This window comes from Sphingobium algorifonticola (assembly GCF_004005485.1).
Classification (GTDB): domain Bacteria; phylum Pseudomonadota; class Alphaproteobacteria; order Sphingomonadales; family Sphingomonadaceae; genus Sphingobium; species Sphingobium algorifonticola.
Map to the genome: position 1 here is coordinate 112,183 of NZ_RZUL01000006.1, position 14,847 is coordinate 127,029.

Below are 14,847 nucleotides of genomic sequence, written 5' to 3' on the forward strand. Positions count from 1 at the left end.
GTATGCTTGTATAGCGGCTTTTGGGCGGTTCGTGTCCTCACGCTGCCCGTTGATATTCGCTCCGGACCATAGCCCCCGCGACCAGTTTGCACGCGTGAGGCGCCGCAGACATGACGGCGCAGGGAGGTCGTCCAGGGCTCACGATCGCGGAAGGAAAGGAGGGATGAGGGCAGGGAAAGGAGTGGCTCATGACGCTAGCAGCCCACAGACCCAGCCAGCAACTCATCGATCTTGTCGGCGCGCTCGGCGGAACCTGGCACGGACGCACGGCGATGTGCCGGTGTCCCGCCCATGCCGACCGAACCCCGAGCCTATCGCTCCGCCAGGGCGATCGCGGCATCCTTGTCACCTGTTTCGCAGGATGTGACCGCAGCGACGTGCTTCGCGCGCTGCGGCAGGTCCCGTTACGCGGCGCCTTCACCTATTCCGGGTATCCGGCCGGGGCATCCCGCAATGTCCAGGGCCTCTGGGACGCGGCGGTGGACATCCATGGCACCATCGCGGAGCGCTATCTCGCCGGCAGGTGGCTCGGCCCACCCGTTGCCGACGTACGTTTCCATCCGCGCTGCCCCTATCGGCCGCGGCCATGGACAAGGTTCGAACCCGCTTTGCTCGTTGCGGTTCGCGAAGGCTCGCGCCTTACCGCCATCCAGCGCATCTTTCTCGATCCCATCACGGCCAGATGCCGCGCGAAAGTCATGCTCGGGCGGCCCGGCGCCGGCGCATGGCGCGGGGGAGGGGAGGCGAGCCCGGCCCTCGCGATCGCCGAGGGCTTTGAGACGGCGCGGGCGTTCAGCATCCTTCATGGCATCGGCTGCTGGGCGAGCCTCGGCGCACGCCGACTGCACCAGCTGCGATTGCCGGGTGGTCTGACCCGGATCGTGCTTGCCCAGGACAATGATGCGGAGGGCCGACGCGCCGCCGATCGGGCTGCCCTTGTCTATGCCGCGCCGGGGCTCACTATCGAGCGCGCGGCGCCGCCCGCCACGGTAAAGGACTGGGCGCAATGGCTCGAAGAATGCTCTGCTGCCGGATAGGTCCAGTCCGGTTCCCTGCCTCGCCTCACAGCAGTGGCAAACATTCCGATGCGAAGGTCGGGCCCGCCTGCTAGTCCGGTTGAAGGGTCAAATCTTCCGACTCAGGCATAATTCCCGCATCGCCCCCCTGGACGGAAGCAGAACGGGTTGCCGCGCTGCAAAGCTATGCGATCCTCGACACCCCGACCGAGCCCGAATTCGACGATCTGGTAAGGCTTGCCGCGGAAGTCTTCGACGCGCCCATTGCCGTCGTCAATCTGGTCGCGCAGGACCGGCAATGGTTCAAGGCCGAAACCGGCATCGGCGCGCGCGAAATGCCGCTCGACGTCTCCATCTGCGCGCACGCAATCCTCCAGAACGATTTCATGGTCATTCCCGACACGCGGGACGACCCCCGATTTGCCGGAAATCCGCTCGTCACGGCGCAGGAGGGCCTGCGCTTCTACGCTGGCGCGCTCCTGCGCAGCACGGAAGGCCTGCCGATCGGAACGGTTTGCGTGCTCGACCGTTCGCCACGACCCCAGGGCATCACCGCGCACCAGCGCCTCGTGCTCGAGGTCCTGGCCCGGCAGGTCATGACGCAGCTCGAACTGCGCCGTGCGCTCGGGGCCCAGCAGGAACGGGCCGAAGAATTGCGCACGCAGATGGAACAGCGCGCCACGGTCGAGGCCGCGCTGCGCCACACCGAAGAACGTCTGCGGCTCGCTAACCGGGCGACCAACGATGCGATCTGGGACTGGGATCTTGTCACCAACCATGTGACCTGGAACGAGGCCCTGGCTTCCGCCTATGGACATGGCCTGGACGCCATCGAGACCACGGGCGAGTGGTGGATCTCGCAGATCCATCCCGAAGACCAGAACCGGATCGACCACAGCATCCATAATGTGATCGATGACCCGTTGGCCCATAGCTGGTCGGACGAATATCGCTTCCGGCGCGCAGATGGCGACTATGCCAGTATATTCGATCGCGGTCATGTGATCCGCGACGAAGCGGGCACGGCGGTCCGGATGATCGGGGCCATGCTCGACCTCACTGAACAGCAGCGGACCCGAGCCGAGCTCGCCGAAAGCGAGGAACGGCTTCGTCTCGCGACCCAGGCGGCCGAGGTGGGCTTCTGGGACGTCGATGTCATTCACGACATCCTCACCTGGCCGCCGATCGTCAAACGGATGTTCGGCATTTCCGCCGATGTGCCGGTTTCCATGCGCGACTTTTACGAGGGCCTGCATCCGGATGATCGCGAAGCGACCAGCGCGGCCTTTGCAGCGGCCTGCGATCCTGTGGTGCGCGGGCTCTACGACGTTGAGTATCGTACTGTCGGCAAGGAAGATCGCCTTCTTCGCTGGGTCGCCGCGAAGGGGCGCGGTATCTTCGATGACGAGGGACAGTGCATAAGGGTGCTTGGCACGGCGATCGACATCACCGAGCGCAAACGCGCCGAAGCGGAACTGCGCGAGCTCAACGAGGGTCTCGAGCTGCGCGTCGCCCGCGAGATTTCCGAGCGGGGGCAGGCGCAGGACGCCTTGCGGCAAGCCCAGAAGATGGAGGCTGTCGGCCAGCTGACCGGCGGTATCGCCCATGACTTCAACAATATGCTCGCCGTCGTGATCGGGTCGCTCGACCTGCTCAAGCGCCGGTTAGGAGATACCGATGCGAGGGCGGAGCGCTACATCGACGCTGCCGCCGACGGCGCGCAGCGCGCCGCCGCGCTCACCCAGCGCCTTCTCGCCTTTTCCCGCCAGCAGCCGCTCAGCCCCGAAGTTCTGGATGCCAACAAGCTCGTGGCTGGCATGTCGGACCTCTTCAGCCATTCGCTCGGCGGCGACATTCGTCTCGAGACAGTATTGGGTGCGGGGCTGTGGCGCACTCATGCCGATCGCAACCAGCTTGAAAACGCGCTGCTCAACCTTGCCGTCAATGCGCGCGACGCGATGGGCGAGGGCGGGCGCCTCACGATCGAGACGCAGAACGTCCATTTCGACGACCGCTATGTCTCGGAGAATTTCGGCGTTCCGCCAGGCCAGTATATCATGATCGCCGTCACCGACACCGGGACCGGCATGCCGGCCGAGGTGATCGCCAAGGCGTTCGACCCTTTCTTCACGACCAAGGCGGTGGGCAAGGGGACCGGGCTTGGCCTCAGCCAGGTCTATGGCTTCGTCCGCCAGTCGGGCGGCCATGTGAAGATCTATTCGGAGCCGGGGCAGGGGACGACGATCAAGATCTATCTGCCGCGATTTTTCGGGGAGGCGCTCGAAGCGCCGCGTACCGCCCTGAAGGATCTGCCGCTCGGGGATCTTCAGGAGGTTGTCCTCGTCGTCGAGGACGAACCGACCGTCCGCCAGTTCAGCGTCGAAGCGCTGAACGAGCTTGGCTACCGGGTTCTCGAGGCGGACGGCGCGCTTGCCGCCTTGCGGCTTCTCGACGCCCATCCCGAAATATCACTGCTGTTCACCGACATCGTAATGCCCGATATCAATGGGCGCAAGCTTGCGGACGAAGCGAAGCGGAGGCGAGACGATATCAGGATCCTCTTCACCACTGGCTTCACCCCCAATGCGGTAGTTCATAACGGCGTGCTCGATCCCGGCGTCGAACTCATCAGCAAGCCGTTCACCGTGGAACAGCTCGCCGCGAAAATGCGCTCCGTTCTCGAGCGCTAGCGTTCAGGTCCCCCAAGCCAGGGGCTGAACGGAGAAAAGGCCGGACATCACCCCCATGACGCTTGGCTGTCATTCCGGGTTGTGCGGGGTTGTGCTGCAGCGCGGCATCCGCCACAAAGGGACCGGGTGTCGGCATTCTCGTGAAAGCAGGCAGGTTGTTCACGCTGGTCGGGCCGCCAGCGACCGTACAAGCCTGCCTGGACAAACGCTATGCCCATCTCTGCCATCAAACCGTTGAGCGCGCTGCGCGAGTTCCTGCAAGGACAGGCTTCGGCCGGGCTCGTTCTCATGGCGGCGGCGGCGGCGGCCCTGGTTATCGCCAATTCTCCGCTCGGCCCCGGATATGAGCATCTGCTCCACACGAAGCTCGGCCCGCTATCGCTCCATCACTGGATCAACGACGGGCTCATGGCCGTCTTCTTTCTGCTCGTCGGCCTTGAGATCAAGCGCGAGGTTCTGGACGGGCAGCTCTCGAACTGGTCGCGCCGGATCCTGCCTGGGATAGCGGCGCTCGGCGGGATGCTGGTCCCGGCGCTGTTCTTTCTGGCGTTCAATCCGGGTCCCGCGGCACGAGGCTGGGCGATACCGGCTGCGACCGACATTGCTTTCGCATTGGGGGTCATCGCGCTTTTGGGCAAGCGGGTGCCGGTATCGCTCCGGATCTTCCTGACGGCCCTCGCCATCATCGACGATCTCGGCGCCGTCGTCATCATAGCCTTTTTCTACACTGCCGGGCTTTCATGGCTCGATCTGGCAGGCGCGGGGGTGGTGACGGCGCTGCTGTTCGCGATGAACAGGCTCGGGGCTCGCGCGCTGTGGCCCTATCTCGTCCTTGGAGTGGTATTGTGGGTCTTCGTCCTGCGATCGGGCATCCATGCGACGCTCGCCGGCGTCATTCTCGCTTTCACTATCCCGCTTCAGGCCACGCCGGGGCGACCCGATGAGGAAGCACACAGCCCGCTCCATCATCTCGAACATCTGCTGCATTTGCCGGTGGGCTTCCTGATTGTCCCCATATTCGGTCTGGCGAACGCCGGCGTGTCGGTCATGGGCTTGCCTGCGCAGGCCTTCGTGGCGCCCGTAACGGTAGGCGTCGGCCTCGGGCTCCTTGCCGGCAAGCTTGTCGGCGTCTTCGGCGCGGCGATGATCGCCGTTCGCCTCGGCATCGCGGATATGCCCGCCCACGCCGGCCGGTTGCAGCTCGCCGGAACGGCGCTTCTGTGCGGCATCGGCTTTACGATGAGCCTGTTCATCACGCTGCTGGCCTTTTCAGGAAGCGAACTGCTGCAGGCCGAAGCGAAGATCGGGATCCTCGCCGGATCCCTGGTCTCGGGACTGCTCGGCTATGGCATCCTGCGGTTTGCCAAGGGTGACGAGCACCACAGGGCCGGAGAAACAGGAGACGGAGTTTAGCCGAGCCTGTCTAGCCGGACGTTGATCCACCACGAATCCCCCAGTTCGCTAATGCGACAGGCGACTGCCTTTCTCAATCTCTGCAGGCGGCCTGAACGGCGTTTCAGTAGGGAGCGTCTCTGTCGCAGGACTTGGACACTCCAATCGAACCACGGACTTGACCTGCGCCTTGCAATCCAGCGGACGATATGTGTCTTTATCAACGGACCACTTTTGTGGGTCTGATCAGCAATCAAAGGGGCAGTGATTCGTGGACGATTTCGAGCAACAACCTTTTGCTGACGCGGAATTCGCGGAAAACCCGGAGCAGCGTTGCCCCTGTATTCTCCTGATCGACACGTCCACCTCGATGCGCGGCGATCCTATTCACCAGCTCAACCAGGCCCTCGTCGAGTTCAAGGAAGAGCTGCACAGCGACGCGATGGCAGCCAAGCGGGTGGAACTGGCCGTCGTCACCTTTGGCCCCGTAGAGACCCGGGCCGATTTCACGACGGTCGATGGATGGTATCCCGAAACGCTTGAGGCGAGCGGGGCTACGCCGATGGGCGAGGCTATCGTCCGTGCTCTCGACATGCTTCGTGAGCGCAAAGATCGCTACCGCGCGAACGGCGTCAAATATTACCGGCCCTGGGTCTTCCTTATCACCGATGGCGCACCGACCGATAGCTGGCAGGAAGCCAAGCGCCGCGTTCACGAGGGCGAAGAGCGCAAGGAGTTCATGTTCTACGCGGCCGCTGTCGATGGCGCCGACATGGATGTCCTCTCGAAGATCGCGACCCGCCAGCCATTGCGGCTGAGAGGCCTGGCCTTCAGGGAGCTGTTCCAGTGGCTTTCGAGCTCGCTCAGCGCGGTCTCGCAGTCCAACCCGGGCGATCAGGTCCCGCTCGCCAATCCCACTGGGCCGGATGGCTGGGCCGTTGCCGGATAGCGCCTGCCGGTGGAGGTGGGCAGCTGCATCGAAAACGGGGACTTCGCACCTTAAAGCCGGCACACGCAAGCAGGATGCCTACGGCATCTCCCTTCAGTCTGAAAGCTGTCTATGCGTCGTCGTCAGCGATGGGGCGGGGAGTGCGAGCCATGGGGGGCAGGGGGCCTCGCTCGTATGTCGCTCGCTTGTGCAGCGGTTCAGGAGTTGGTTCGCCTCGCACGAATGTCTGCCTGACGACGAACAGGTCATGGCCTGGATCGACGAACTGCGCGACCGGTTGGCCCTTGTCGCGCAGAAGCGTGGGCTGTCGCGTCGCCAGTTTGCCGCGACGCTTGTTCTCCTCGCCGTGCAGGATGGCGAACTGCTTGCGCTCCAGATCGGCGACAGCGCCATGGTCGGGCGACGAGGTGGGCAGTGGGAAGCTATCTGCTGGCCGGAAAATGGCGAGTTCGCGTCCACGACCTATTTCGTGACCGACGATCCCGAAGTGCGCTTACGCACTGCCAGACTGGACCTCGACTATGACGCCTTCGCGCTGTTCTCCGACGGCATCGAGACTGTGGCGCTCGACCATCTGGGCGTTCAGCCACATGCCCGTTTTTTCGATCCTATGATCAAGCCCGTCGATCAGGCAGCGGGCGCGGGCAAGCTCGTCGATCTGTCAGGCGCTCTCGGCCGCTATCTCGACGGCGCCGCGATCTGTGAACGTACGGACGACGACAAGACGCTCATTCTCATTTCGCGGGCCTGACATGGACGTCGTGCGGATTGGCGGCAAGGTCCAGAACCTGGGCAAGAAGATCGGCAAGGGCGGGGAAGGGGATGTCTTTCTTCTCGCAGCCCAGCCCGATCGCGCCGTCAAGATCTACAAGGAGGCGCTCCGCGGGTCGCGCGAGGCGAAGGTCAGGGCCATGGTCGAGGGCAAGCTCGCTTCCGGCACCGACCTTGTGGCATTCCCCGACGCGACGGTCGACGCGGCCAAGGGCGGCTTCGTCGGCTTCGTGATGCGGCTGGTGAGCGGCTTCCAGCCGGTGCACGAACTCTACAGTCCCAAATCGCGCAAGCTCCATTTTCCCGACAAGGACTATCGCTTCCTGGTCCGGGCCGCGATCAACATCGCGCGAGCCGTCGGCAAGGTGCATCAGGCTGGCTGCGTCATCGGCGATTTCAACCATTCGGGTGTCCTGGTCGCCAAGGATGCGACGGTCGCGCTGATCGACGCGGATAGCTTCCAGTTCAGCCGCGAAGGACGGGTCTTCCCCTGCGCCGTGGGTGTGCCCGATTTCACGCCCCCCGAACTGCACAGCGTCAATCTCGCAACCGCAACCCGCACGCACGCGCACGATCATTTCGGTCTGGCCGTCGCGATCTTCCATCTGCTCGCGATGGGCAAGCATCCCTATGCGGGCCGGTTCGCCGGCGGTGATCTCACCATGAGCGAGGCGATCGCCCAGAATCGCTTCGCCTTCTCCCAGATTCGGAAGGCAGAGACGCGCACTGTCCCGCCCCCGGGTGCCGTCAGCCTTAAGGACTTCCCCCTTCCTGTCGCCAGAGCTTTCGAAGCCGCCTTCGGTCTCGATCCGGCGTTGCGTCCGGACGCAGCGCAATGGATTCTCGTGCTCAAGGAACTCGAGGCCGGAATGAGCCGGTGTACGGCCGTCAAGAGCCATTATTATCCCTCGGCTGCCGGCAAGTGCCTGTGGTGCCGGCTTGCCGGGCAGTCGGGCGTCGACATGTTTCCCGATCTCATCGGAGCTGCAGCGCCGGCGGCGGGCGGTCCGTTCGATCTCGACCGTCTTTGGGCTCAGATCAGCGCGATCAAGTTGCCTCGCCCTGAAGACCTCCTGCCGCGATGGACAGGCGATGTCGGCACCGGCAGCCCGGCAGTTGCCGAAGCAAAAAAGGCGGTGCTAGGCGGGCGCGCATTGGCGATAGCCGCCCTGATCGGCGCGCTGGCCGGGTTCTTCTATGCTTCCAACGCTGCGATCCTCTGGATCGGCATCGGCATATTCGGGCTGGTCAAGCTGTCAGGCGCGCGGATCGACGAAGGGCCTTTCAAGACGGCCTATTCCTCTGCGGATAAGCGCGCCCGCGATGCCGAACTTGCCTATCTGGCGCGCATCGGCCTGACCGAATTGGCGCAGGTCCGCGAGGATCTCGAGCACTGGGTTGCGGACTATCGCCGTCTGGAGAGCGAGCTGACGCGAGAGCTCATGCTGCTCAAATCCTCGCGCGAGGCCCGGCAACGCGCTGCATTCCTCGATCGCTTTCCGCTGCGCCGGGCCAAGATTTCGGGCATCGGTCCAGCCAAGACCGCGACGCTTGCCTCTTATGGCATTGAGACTGCCGCCGACATTACTCGGCACGCGGTGATGGCGGTGCCCGGCTTTGGCGACGCGATGACGGCCAAGCTCCTCACCTGGCGCAGCGGCCATGAAGCGAAGTTCTGCTACAATCCAGCCCCTGATGCATCGGACGTGCAGGCAGAGAATGCCGTGCGTTCCGCCCATGCGGCCAGGCGTGCGGATCTGCAGGCGAAGATCCGGTCAGGCGCGGCCGCGCTGCAGGCTGGCCCTCCGAGGTTGGCGGCGCGCGCGACAGGCGACGATCAGCCCCTGATATATGCGCTCGGTGAACGGGCAAGGGCAGCGCATGATCTGGAGCTCCTCGGTTTCAAGGTTCCCTTGAGGGCGCCGATCACGCTTGCGGTGAAGGTGCAGCCGGCTTCCCAGGCATCGGCCGGTCGGCCAACTTCTTCACCTCAGGCCGCTGGTGGCGTTCCCTCCTGTCCACTCTGCAGCGCGCCCATGCGCCGGCGAACGGCGCGAAGGGGACGCGGATCAGGACGGCAGTTCTGGGGATGCTCGCGCTATCCGGGATGCAGGGGAACACGGAATTGAGGCGGCATGGGCCCGCTAGTTGGCGACATGAGCAGCGACAGGCGCGACCCTGGGCCGCTTAGCCGGCGTCTGGCATCGTGTCGGGCGTGAAGGGAACCGAAATGCCCCATTCCCCGGCTGCATCCTGCCAGAAGATGATCCCGCCGTCGCGAAAGGCACGGCGGGCAACGGCGATGAGCGGCGCCATCATGTCTTCGTCGGCCGTCCAGTCCTCTGCCCGGTCCCACAGATCACGGCAGGCGACATGGAGCTCATCAATCAGCGCCCCGAAGCCTCCCGTATCGACGGCATCACGCGCAGCGGCGAACGCCGCCCAGCAGAGGCCATCGGCGTCCATGCCGCCGAGCAGATAGGCTGCGGCCTTGAGCGGCTGGCACAGCTCGCTGCCGGCCTCGCCTATCACCCTGTAATCGTCGCCATGCAGGCGGTAGGACTTGATATGCTCGCGGGCTCTTTCGCGTGCGCCAATCGCCACGGCTGCGACCGTTTCCGCGTGCTGGCTGTTTTGCATTGGCGCAAAGCGAGCCGTCAGGCGGCAAACGGCATATTCGCTCCAGCAGATCTCGGCGATCTGGAAAAGCACAGCGCGCTCGGAATCGGCAATCCTGGCTCCCAGGCGCGCATCGGGGACCAGCGCCTCGAGGCGGGCATTGACTTCGACATGCCCGCACTCATGGGCGATGATACCGATGGACGTCTTGCGATCATCCTCGGTCACGGCGTCGCCGGCAATGAGCGGTACCAGCATCTCGGCGCTGAAAACGAGATGGGTCTTTACGATCCCGTCCCGCAGAACCTGGCAGGACTTGGCGACCCCCTGCATTTCTTCCGTGTCCGTGCGATCGAGTGGTCTGAGGCCCTCCATGCCCTGATCGGCCTCGGCCAGCGCCGCGTCATAGTCGATCGCTATCGTGACGCCCTCGAGTGTCGAAAGGTCGATGAAGCTGCCCAGGGACATAATGCATTCGCCGACGACCTTGCCAAGCTCGGCACCAGCTTCCTGATTAGTGAAGCCTTTGACGGTGACGGGCACTGTCGGCGCGGTGGTTGGCGGCAGGTTGTCCCAGTCGATTTCGTCCATTTGGCGTGCCTCCTGTCTCACGGCAGAGAGGCGCTCGCACAGACCTGGCGCATATGGGGAGGGACCTGAACTTATCCAATCGCGCGACCGGTCGGGGACGCTATTCCAGCTTGTCGAGAAGAATGTGAGGATAGGCTCGATGGAACCGGGCGGCCCAGCGATCATATGGCCAGGGGATCGTGGTTTCATCGAACCAGGCCAGACGTTCGCCATCAACGTCGTAGAGGCTGACACTGTCAGAGTCGCCTCGCAGATCGACGCGAATCCTTGCAATGCGCGAGGGATGAATACGTCCGGTGTTTCCCTCGCTACGAAGGGTTCGGTCCTGCCACCACAACAGATCGCCGGTAAGCGAATCGATCCGGCAGCCTCGGTTCGGGTTCACGACCAGCAGGCCGAGCGCCATCGCCAGCGCGCTCCATCCTATGATCCCGGCGATGGGAACCAGCCAAGACGCGCAGTTTCCGCCTTCATCGCAGTTTTTGAGGGGATCGACCGTATGGGCCGTGAGAATGAACATCGCGCCGACGAGCAGCATCGCCCAAACCCACAGATCCCTTCGCGCCGAGCGCTGATGATCGAAGGAGGTTGGGGAAGGCGGCATTACATCTGCCTACCATCTCCAGGTTGACGTTTCGTGCAGAAGGCCCTGTCTTGCGCTTGGATCGGGATCTTCTGGCTGCTCTTCAGCGCGGGCCTCTCGTGCGAATGCCGAGCTTCGGTCTTGGCGCGCGCTCGGCTGCCGGGGTATCGAGAACCGGCGCTGTCTGCCGGTGGACGATCTCGACCGGCGCGAAAGCATTCCTCACCTTGGGATCGTTGAAGAAGGGCCGGATGGCATCGATGTCGCGCTCGTGGACGGGCGGCTGGCGGCTCGCCAGGGCTACGTAGAGGGCTTGGACCGGCAGGGAGATCGTCTGCTCGGGCTCTTCGATATCACTGTCGAACCCGTCGGGCATGACGCCCATCGCATCGCTGTGCATGCGCATGAGATCGATCGTCAGCGTCAGGACGTCGCTCTCGTTGCGATCGATGCGCCAGCTGCGCAAGAGGCTCCAGAACAGATAATCCTCGTTGTAGCGGACGATCTGCCGTTCGGATTTCTTCGCCGCGGCATCGCCTACAAGCGCCTTGAGTTGCTGAACCGGGATGAGCGCGGAAATGGCGAGCGCGAGCGTGTTGTCCTGTCCGCGCCGGCCGTGAAACAGGGTCCGTGCGAGGGCGTATAATATGGCCGCCTGCACTTCCCGGTCAGCGTTCCTTGCGTCGATCAGCATATCGGCGAGAGCCGCGAAAGTATTACGTCCGCGATGCGCAAAATCCCGGCCGCCATTGCGTAAGAAGAATGCGAGCCAGACCAGGAACGGGGCGTCGGGGACGGCCGGCAACGCGCCGTCGAGCGACTTTGCGAGCTGAATGAAAAGATCGAACCCCGCAAGCGACACGCGCGCCGCGCGCGCATCGGATAACGCGTCAAACCATTTGAGCGCGCGCTCGCGCCTCTCGCGACTGATATTGGCGCCGGCGACGACGAACTCGATAACCTCCGGGGTTAGGGCGGTGGTCACGGTCTGGAGCCATCCCGCCCCGTAGCTTCCGCGCTGCAGGAGATCGGTCTCGATAAGATGCTCGGCTGCGAGGAACTCCTGAATCGAGCGATGGAAGTAAATCGTCTGCTGGCCTTTCTCGATCAGACATCCCTGGATCAGTTCGCGCCGCATCTCCTCCTTCTGGAGCGAATGGCTGATGTCGCGCGCGGCCTCATCGCACAGCGACTGGGGGATATCGCCGAGCGTCGTGGTCGAGGCGCCGCCGCGCTCCCAAAGCCACCATGCGAGGCTGGCGTTAAAGCGGCGACGGATGTCGATCGGGAAATCCTTGTCGCGGCCGCGCTTGTCGAGTTCGCGTAGCAGCAGATAGTGGACGAAGCTGTCGAACAGTTCGTAAACCGACATATCCGGCCGCAACTGATCGGGATGGACCGCGATTTCGCATAGCATCTGGGCATGGACAGGGCGTTCGAGCAGCCGGTCGAAGCGTCCCGAAATGAGTTCGGAGACACGCTGCTCGACCCATTGCGGACTCGTCGCTGGTCCTTCCTTCTCTTCCGCCGCCCGGATCGGGAAGTAACGCTCGACATAGGAGCGGGCTTCGTCGGGCGTGAAACCGCGGATCTCGACATGACGATAGGCACGTCGGCCCGGCTTCTGAATCGGCCGTCCGGCCGGCGTGACCTGGATGCCCTCGATGACCGCCCTGAATTCGACATCGTCATGGAAGGCCGTATCTCGGCCGAGCACGAGGATGCGGGCATCGCCTTCGTCGAGCTTCATGAGCTCGCCCAGGACGGTCTGGAATTTGGACGGGGTAAGGCCGTGCTTCATCTCGTCGAAGCCGTCATAGATGACGAGAAACCGGCCGTTGCGGTTGAGCGCCGAGAACGTGTCGAAATGATAGCCGGGCACGCGGTGCTGGCTGGCGAGCACCTTGCCGAGCAATCCTTCAAGCGACTGTTCGTCCGCGATTTCGCCGAGGCGAACAAGGATGGGAACACGCGCCGTGGGATCCTCGAGCGCCCGAGTTGCCATGGTCGCCGCGAGATGGTTGGCGAAGGTCGATTTGCCTTTGCCATAAGGCCCAAGCACGAACAGGGGAGGGGCATCGGCCTCTTCCAACCAGCTCGTGACACAGGCTTCCAGATCCTCGCCATCCGCTGTTTCGGGCCGAACATAATATTCAGGGAGCCGGCTGCGCGCATGGGCGGCAGCAAGTTCATTGAGATAGGGGTCGAGCCGGAGCAGTCGGCGCTGCAGCTCGGCAAAGGTCATAGCCTGGAGACCGCGCTGGCTTTGGGCGGCCTTGCGGCCTTCAGGCGTTATGGGGCCTCTCGATATGAGCCAGGCCTGATCGATCGTACCGTTCATGATCAGCGGGCCGTAATCATAGGCAAACTGCGAACATTCGCCGAGCTTCAGGCTACCCGAATAGGCCTTGGTTTCGAAGGCGTAGCGCTGCTCGCCGGCCATCTCGTCACGGAGCCACACCGCAGCGACATCGGCGTTCTTGTGTCCGAGCTGGACTTCGGTCTCGGCATTGGTGAAGCCTGCAGCGCGCAGCACCTGGGCGACCGTGTCCCGAAACCCGTTGCCCTGCTCGGTCGTGCTCATGCCCGTCTGGCCGCCGCTCACAGTTGCCACCATGGATAGACCGTACGTTCATCGCGGGTCGATCTCCTCGTGATGATCTCATCGGAAAGCGTGTCATCCATCGCGCCGAGCAATTTCTCCTGGTGGTTGAGGATGTCACTCCGGGCCTGGAAATCGAATTCCCAGTTCAGCCGTTCGCAGCAATCCAGGATGCCGGCACGCTCGGCCATGACCCTGGGATGATGATAGAGCCAATGGAGGAAGGCGAGGCCATCGCAGGTGTCGCTCCATAGTTTCGCGCCGTCCTCCACATAATGGCGCGCGACTTCGCGTTCGGCGAAGTTCGACCCATGCCATATCGCGAGAGGCTTTGGATCGGGATGACCGCAGAGCATTTCGGCGATGTAGAGGTTGGCCACAAAGGCCCGCCGTAGCTGCGTCGCGGCATCCCGGAATCGGTTCTCCCGGAAATAGAGCAGCCCCAGATCATAGGCGCAAGGCGGATAGCGATCGGCCCAGGCTTCCAGAAGAAAGCGCGCCTTAACGGGTTCGCGAACGCGCAGATACTGTGAACCCAGCAGGAAACGGATCCCGCGTCCATCGTCCGGATCGAGCGCCATCATGCGCTCCATCAGGCGAATGGCCGATCTGCGCTTTTTGCGCTGCAGTTCCGTCAGGGCGGCTTCGTGGAGCGCGCGCAGGAACGGCCTGTTCCTATAGTCCTGCCAGGGAAGCGGTCCCGCAAAGTCCGACGGCATCGCCGCTTCGCCGACGGCAATTGCGCGCATGAACGCGGATAGGGCGGGACCCGTCCGACCGGCCTCGGCCAGAGCTTGGCCGAGGTGGAGATGTCCGTCGATGAAGTCGGGATGACGCGCGACGATCGCTTTGAGATCGCCCACATATTGCGCCGGCGACAGGTTGCCCTCGGAATAGCGGTCGAGCAGTTCCTCCAGTTCGCCATCAGCCTCGTCCAGGGCTTCGTCGCCAATCAAACGCCCGTCGCCGTCGATAACGTGAAAACCGATTCCCATGCCGCTCCAACATCTCAAAGCATCTGCATATCAGGGCGTCGGCGTTCGCGCACCCGGGGAGCTTCGTCGGCGCGTCGCCGCGCTGATTGCCGGATAGACTATCGCGCAGAGGGGATCGTTATGATGATGCCGGCGCCGCTGATCGGAGCAGAATAGCAGCATCGCGCATAAGAGATGGCTTGCCGTGCACGAAGCACTGCGCCCCTTTCAGACGGCCTGGCGCAGCGGCGCGGGCTTCTTGCCGTCCGGCAGCGTCCGGCGCAAATGCGCATGGACCATGTCCAAAGCGAAGGGCTTGCCGATGAAGGTCGCGCGATCGGGCATGTCGCCGGGCTCGGGCGTCATGCGTCCGCTGGCGATCACGATCTCGATATGCGGCCAATGGGTGTCAACATGACGGGCGAGCGCAAAACCGTTCGTCGATCCCGGCATCTCGACATCGGAAAAGAGCAGCACGACGGAATCGTGATGCGTCTCAAGAAGCGCGATCGCCTCATCGCCGCTTTTGGCCTCATGACAGCGAAATCCGGCTTCCTCCAGTATCTCGCGGGCAAGCATCAGGATCAGGGCGTCATCATCCACGACGAGGGCAAAAGGAACTGTCGATCTCTCCATGCGGCCTTAACTGGCTCGCATCCC

Annotated in this window: 12 protein-coding genes; 6 read left to right on the forward strand and 6 right to left on the reverse strand. The window is 63.5% G+C overall.

The window, feature by feature from the left end; all coding sequences use genetic code 11:
• The first annotated feature begins 188 nt into the window (after nt 1–188).
• Nucleotides 189–1,037 (forward strand): DUF7146 domain-containing protein, encoded by an 849-nt coding sequence (locus tag ENE74_RS14875; RefSeq protein ID WP_127691718.1) that lies wholly within the window; start codon nt 189–191, stop codon nt 1,035–1,037.
• 101 nt (nt 1,038–1,138) lie between these two features.
• Here the strand turns inward: ENE74_RS14875 and ENE74_RS18545 are convergent, their stop codons facing one another.
• Nucleotides 1,139–1,720, reverse strand: coding sequence for a hypothetical protein (locus tag ENE74_RS18545; RefSeq protein ID WP_241242024.1), 582 nt, complete (start codon nt 1,718–1,720; stop codon nt 1,139–1,141).
• Between ENE74_RS18545 and ENE74_RS14880 the strand changes: the two genes are divergently transcribed.
• The 5 genes from ENE74_RS14880 to ENE74_RS14900 all read left to right on the forward strand — a co-directional run bounded on the left by ENE74_RS14880 (nt 1,682) and on the right by ENE74_RS14900 (nt 8,947).
• Nucleotides 1,682–3,706, forward strand: a complete 2,025-nt coding sequence (locus tag ENE74_RS14880) for a PAS domain-containing protein (protein WP_206517727.1) — start codon at nt 1,682–1,684, stop codon at nt 3,704–3,706. The two genes, ENE74_RS18545 and ENE74_RS14880, sit on opposite strands and share 39 nt — an antisense overlap.
• Nucleotides 3,707–3,916: 210 nt before the next feature.
• The gene (gene nhaA, locus ENE74_RS14885) at nt 3,917–5,119 is read left to right on the forward strand and encodes a Na+/H+ antiporter NhaA (protein ID WP_127691720.1); all 1,203 of its coding nucleotides are present in this window, start codon (nt 3,917–3,919) and stop codon (nt 5,117–5,119) included.
• Nucleotides 5,120–5,369: 250 nt separating this feature from the next.
• On the forward strand, nt 5,370–6,047 hold the full coding sequence (locus tag ENE74_RS14890; protein ID WP_127691721.1) for a vWA domain-containing protein: 678 nt from the start codon (nt 5,370–5,372) through the stop codon (nt 6,045–6,047).
• Complete coding sequence (locus ENE74_RS14895) at nt 6,025–6,798, forward strand: PP2C family serine/threonine-protein phosphatase (protein ID WP_127691722.1); 774 nt, start codon at nt 6,025–6,027, stop codon at nt 6,796–6,798. The genes ENE74_RS14890 and ENE74_RS14895 overlap by 23 nt, the downstream gene beginning before the upstream one ends.
• Before the next feature lies 1 nt (nt 6,799).
• Nucleotides 6,800–8,947 (forward strand): topoisomerase DNA-binding C4 zinc finger domain-containing protein, encoded by a 2,148-nt coding sequence (locus tag ENE74_RS14900; RefSeq protein ID WP_127691723.1) that lies wholly within the window; start codon nt 6,800–6,802, stop codon nt 8,945–8,947.
• Between the two features lie 58 nt (nt 8,948–9,005).
• Here the strand turns inward: ENE74_RS14900 and ENE74_RS14905 are convergent, their stop codons facing one another.
• From ENE74_RS14905 to ENE74_RS14925, 5 genes are all read right to left on the reverse strand, one after another.
• The gene (locus ENE74_RS14905; RefSeq protein WP_127691724.1) at nt 9,006–10,028 is read right to left on the reverse strand and encodes a hypothetical protein; all 1,023 of its coding nucleotides are present in this window, start codon (nt 10,026–10,028) and stop codon (nt 9,006–9,008) included.
• A 100-nt stretch (nt 10,029–10,128) separates the two neighbouring features.
• A complete protein-coding gene (locus ENE74_RS14910) occupies nt 10,129–10,566 on the reverse strand; it encodes a hypothetical protein (RefSeq protein WP_127691725.1) in 438 nt (145 codons plus the stop codon).
• A 148-nt stretch (nt 10,567–10,714) separates the two neighbouring features.
• Nucleotides 10,715–13,228 (reverse strand): NACHT domain-containing protein, encoded by a 2,514-nt coding sequence (locus ENE74_RS14915; RefSeq protein ID WP_241242025.1) that lies wholly within the window; start codon nt 13,226–13,228, stop codon nt 10,715–10,717.
• Nucleotides 13,213–14,208: a tetratricopeptide repeat protein gene (locus ENE74_RS14920; protein ID WP_127691726.1), complete on the reverse strand. Its 996-nt coding sequence runs from the start codon at nt 14,206–14,208 to the stop codon at nt 13,213–13,215. The genes ENE74_RS14915 and ENE74_RS14920 overlap by 16 nt, the downstream gene beginning before the upstream one ends.
• A 207-nt stretch (nt 14,209–14,415) precedes the next feature.
• Nucleotides 14,416–14,790, reverse strand: a complete 375-nt coding sequence (locus ENE74_RS14925; protein ID WP_241242026.1) for a response regulator — start codon at nt 14,788–14,790, stop codon at nt 14,416–14,418.
• Nucleotides 14,791–14,847 lie beyond the last annotated feature (57 nt).

Excerpts from the sequence above, each read along its gene's own strand:
- ENE74_RS14895 (WP_127691722.1), top strand. The coding sequence starts at position 6,025 with ATGGCTGGGCCGTTGCCGGATAGCGCCTGCCGGTGGAGGTGGGCAGCT.
- ENE74_RS14920 (WP_127691726.1), bottom strand. The coding sequence starts at position 14,208 with ATGGGAATCGGTTTTCACGTTATCGACGGCGACGGGCGTTTGATTGGC.
- ENE74_RS14910 (WP_127691725.1), bottom strand. The coding sequence starts at position 10,566 with ATGCTGCTCGTCGGCGCGATGTTCATTCTCACGGCCCATACGGTCGAT.
- ENE74_RS14915 (WP_241242025.1), bottom strand. The coding sequence starts at position 13,228 with ATGGTGGCAACTGTGAGCGGCGGCCAGACGGGCATGAGCACGACCGAG.
- ENE74_RS14900 (WP_127691723.1), top strand. The coding sequence starts at position 6,800 with ATGGACGTCGTGCGGATTGGCGGCAAGGTCCAGAACCTGGGCAAGAAG.
- ENE74_RS14880 (WP_206517727.1), top strand. The coding sequence starts at position 1,682 with ATGGAACAGCGCGCCACGGTCGAGGCCGCGCTGCGCCACACCGAAGAA.
- ENE74_RS14905 (WP_127691724.1), bottom strand. The coding sequence starts at position 10,028 with ATGGACGAAATCGACTGGGACAACCTGCCGCCAACCACCGCGCCGACA.
- ENE74_RS14875 (WP_127691718.1), top strand. The coding sequence starts at position 189 with ATGACGCTAGCAGCCCACAGACCCAGCCAGCAACTCATCGATCTTGTC.
- nhaA (WP_127691720.1), top strand. The coding sequence starts at position 3,917 with ATGCCCATCTCTGCCATCAAACCGTTGAGCGCGCTGCGCGAGTTCCTG.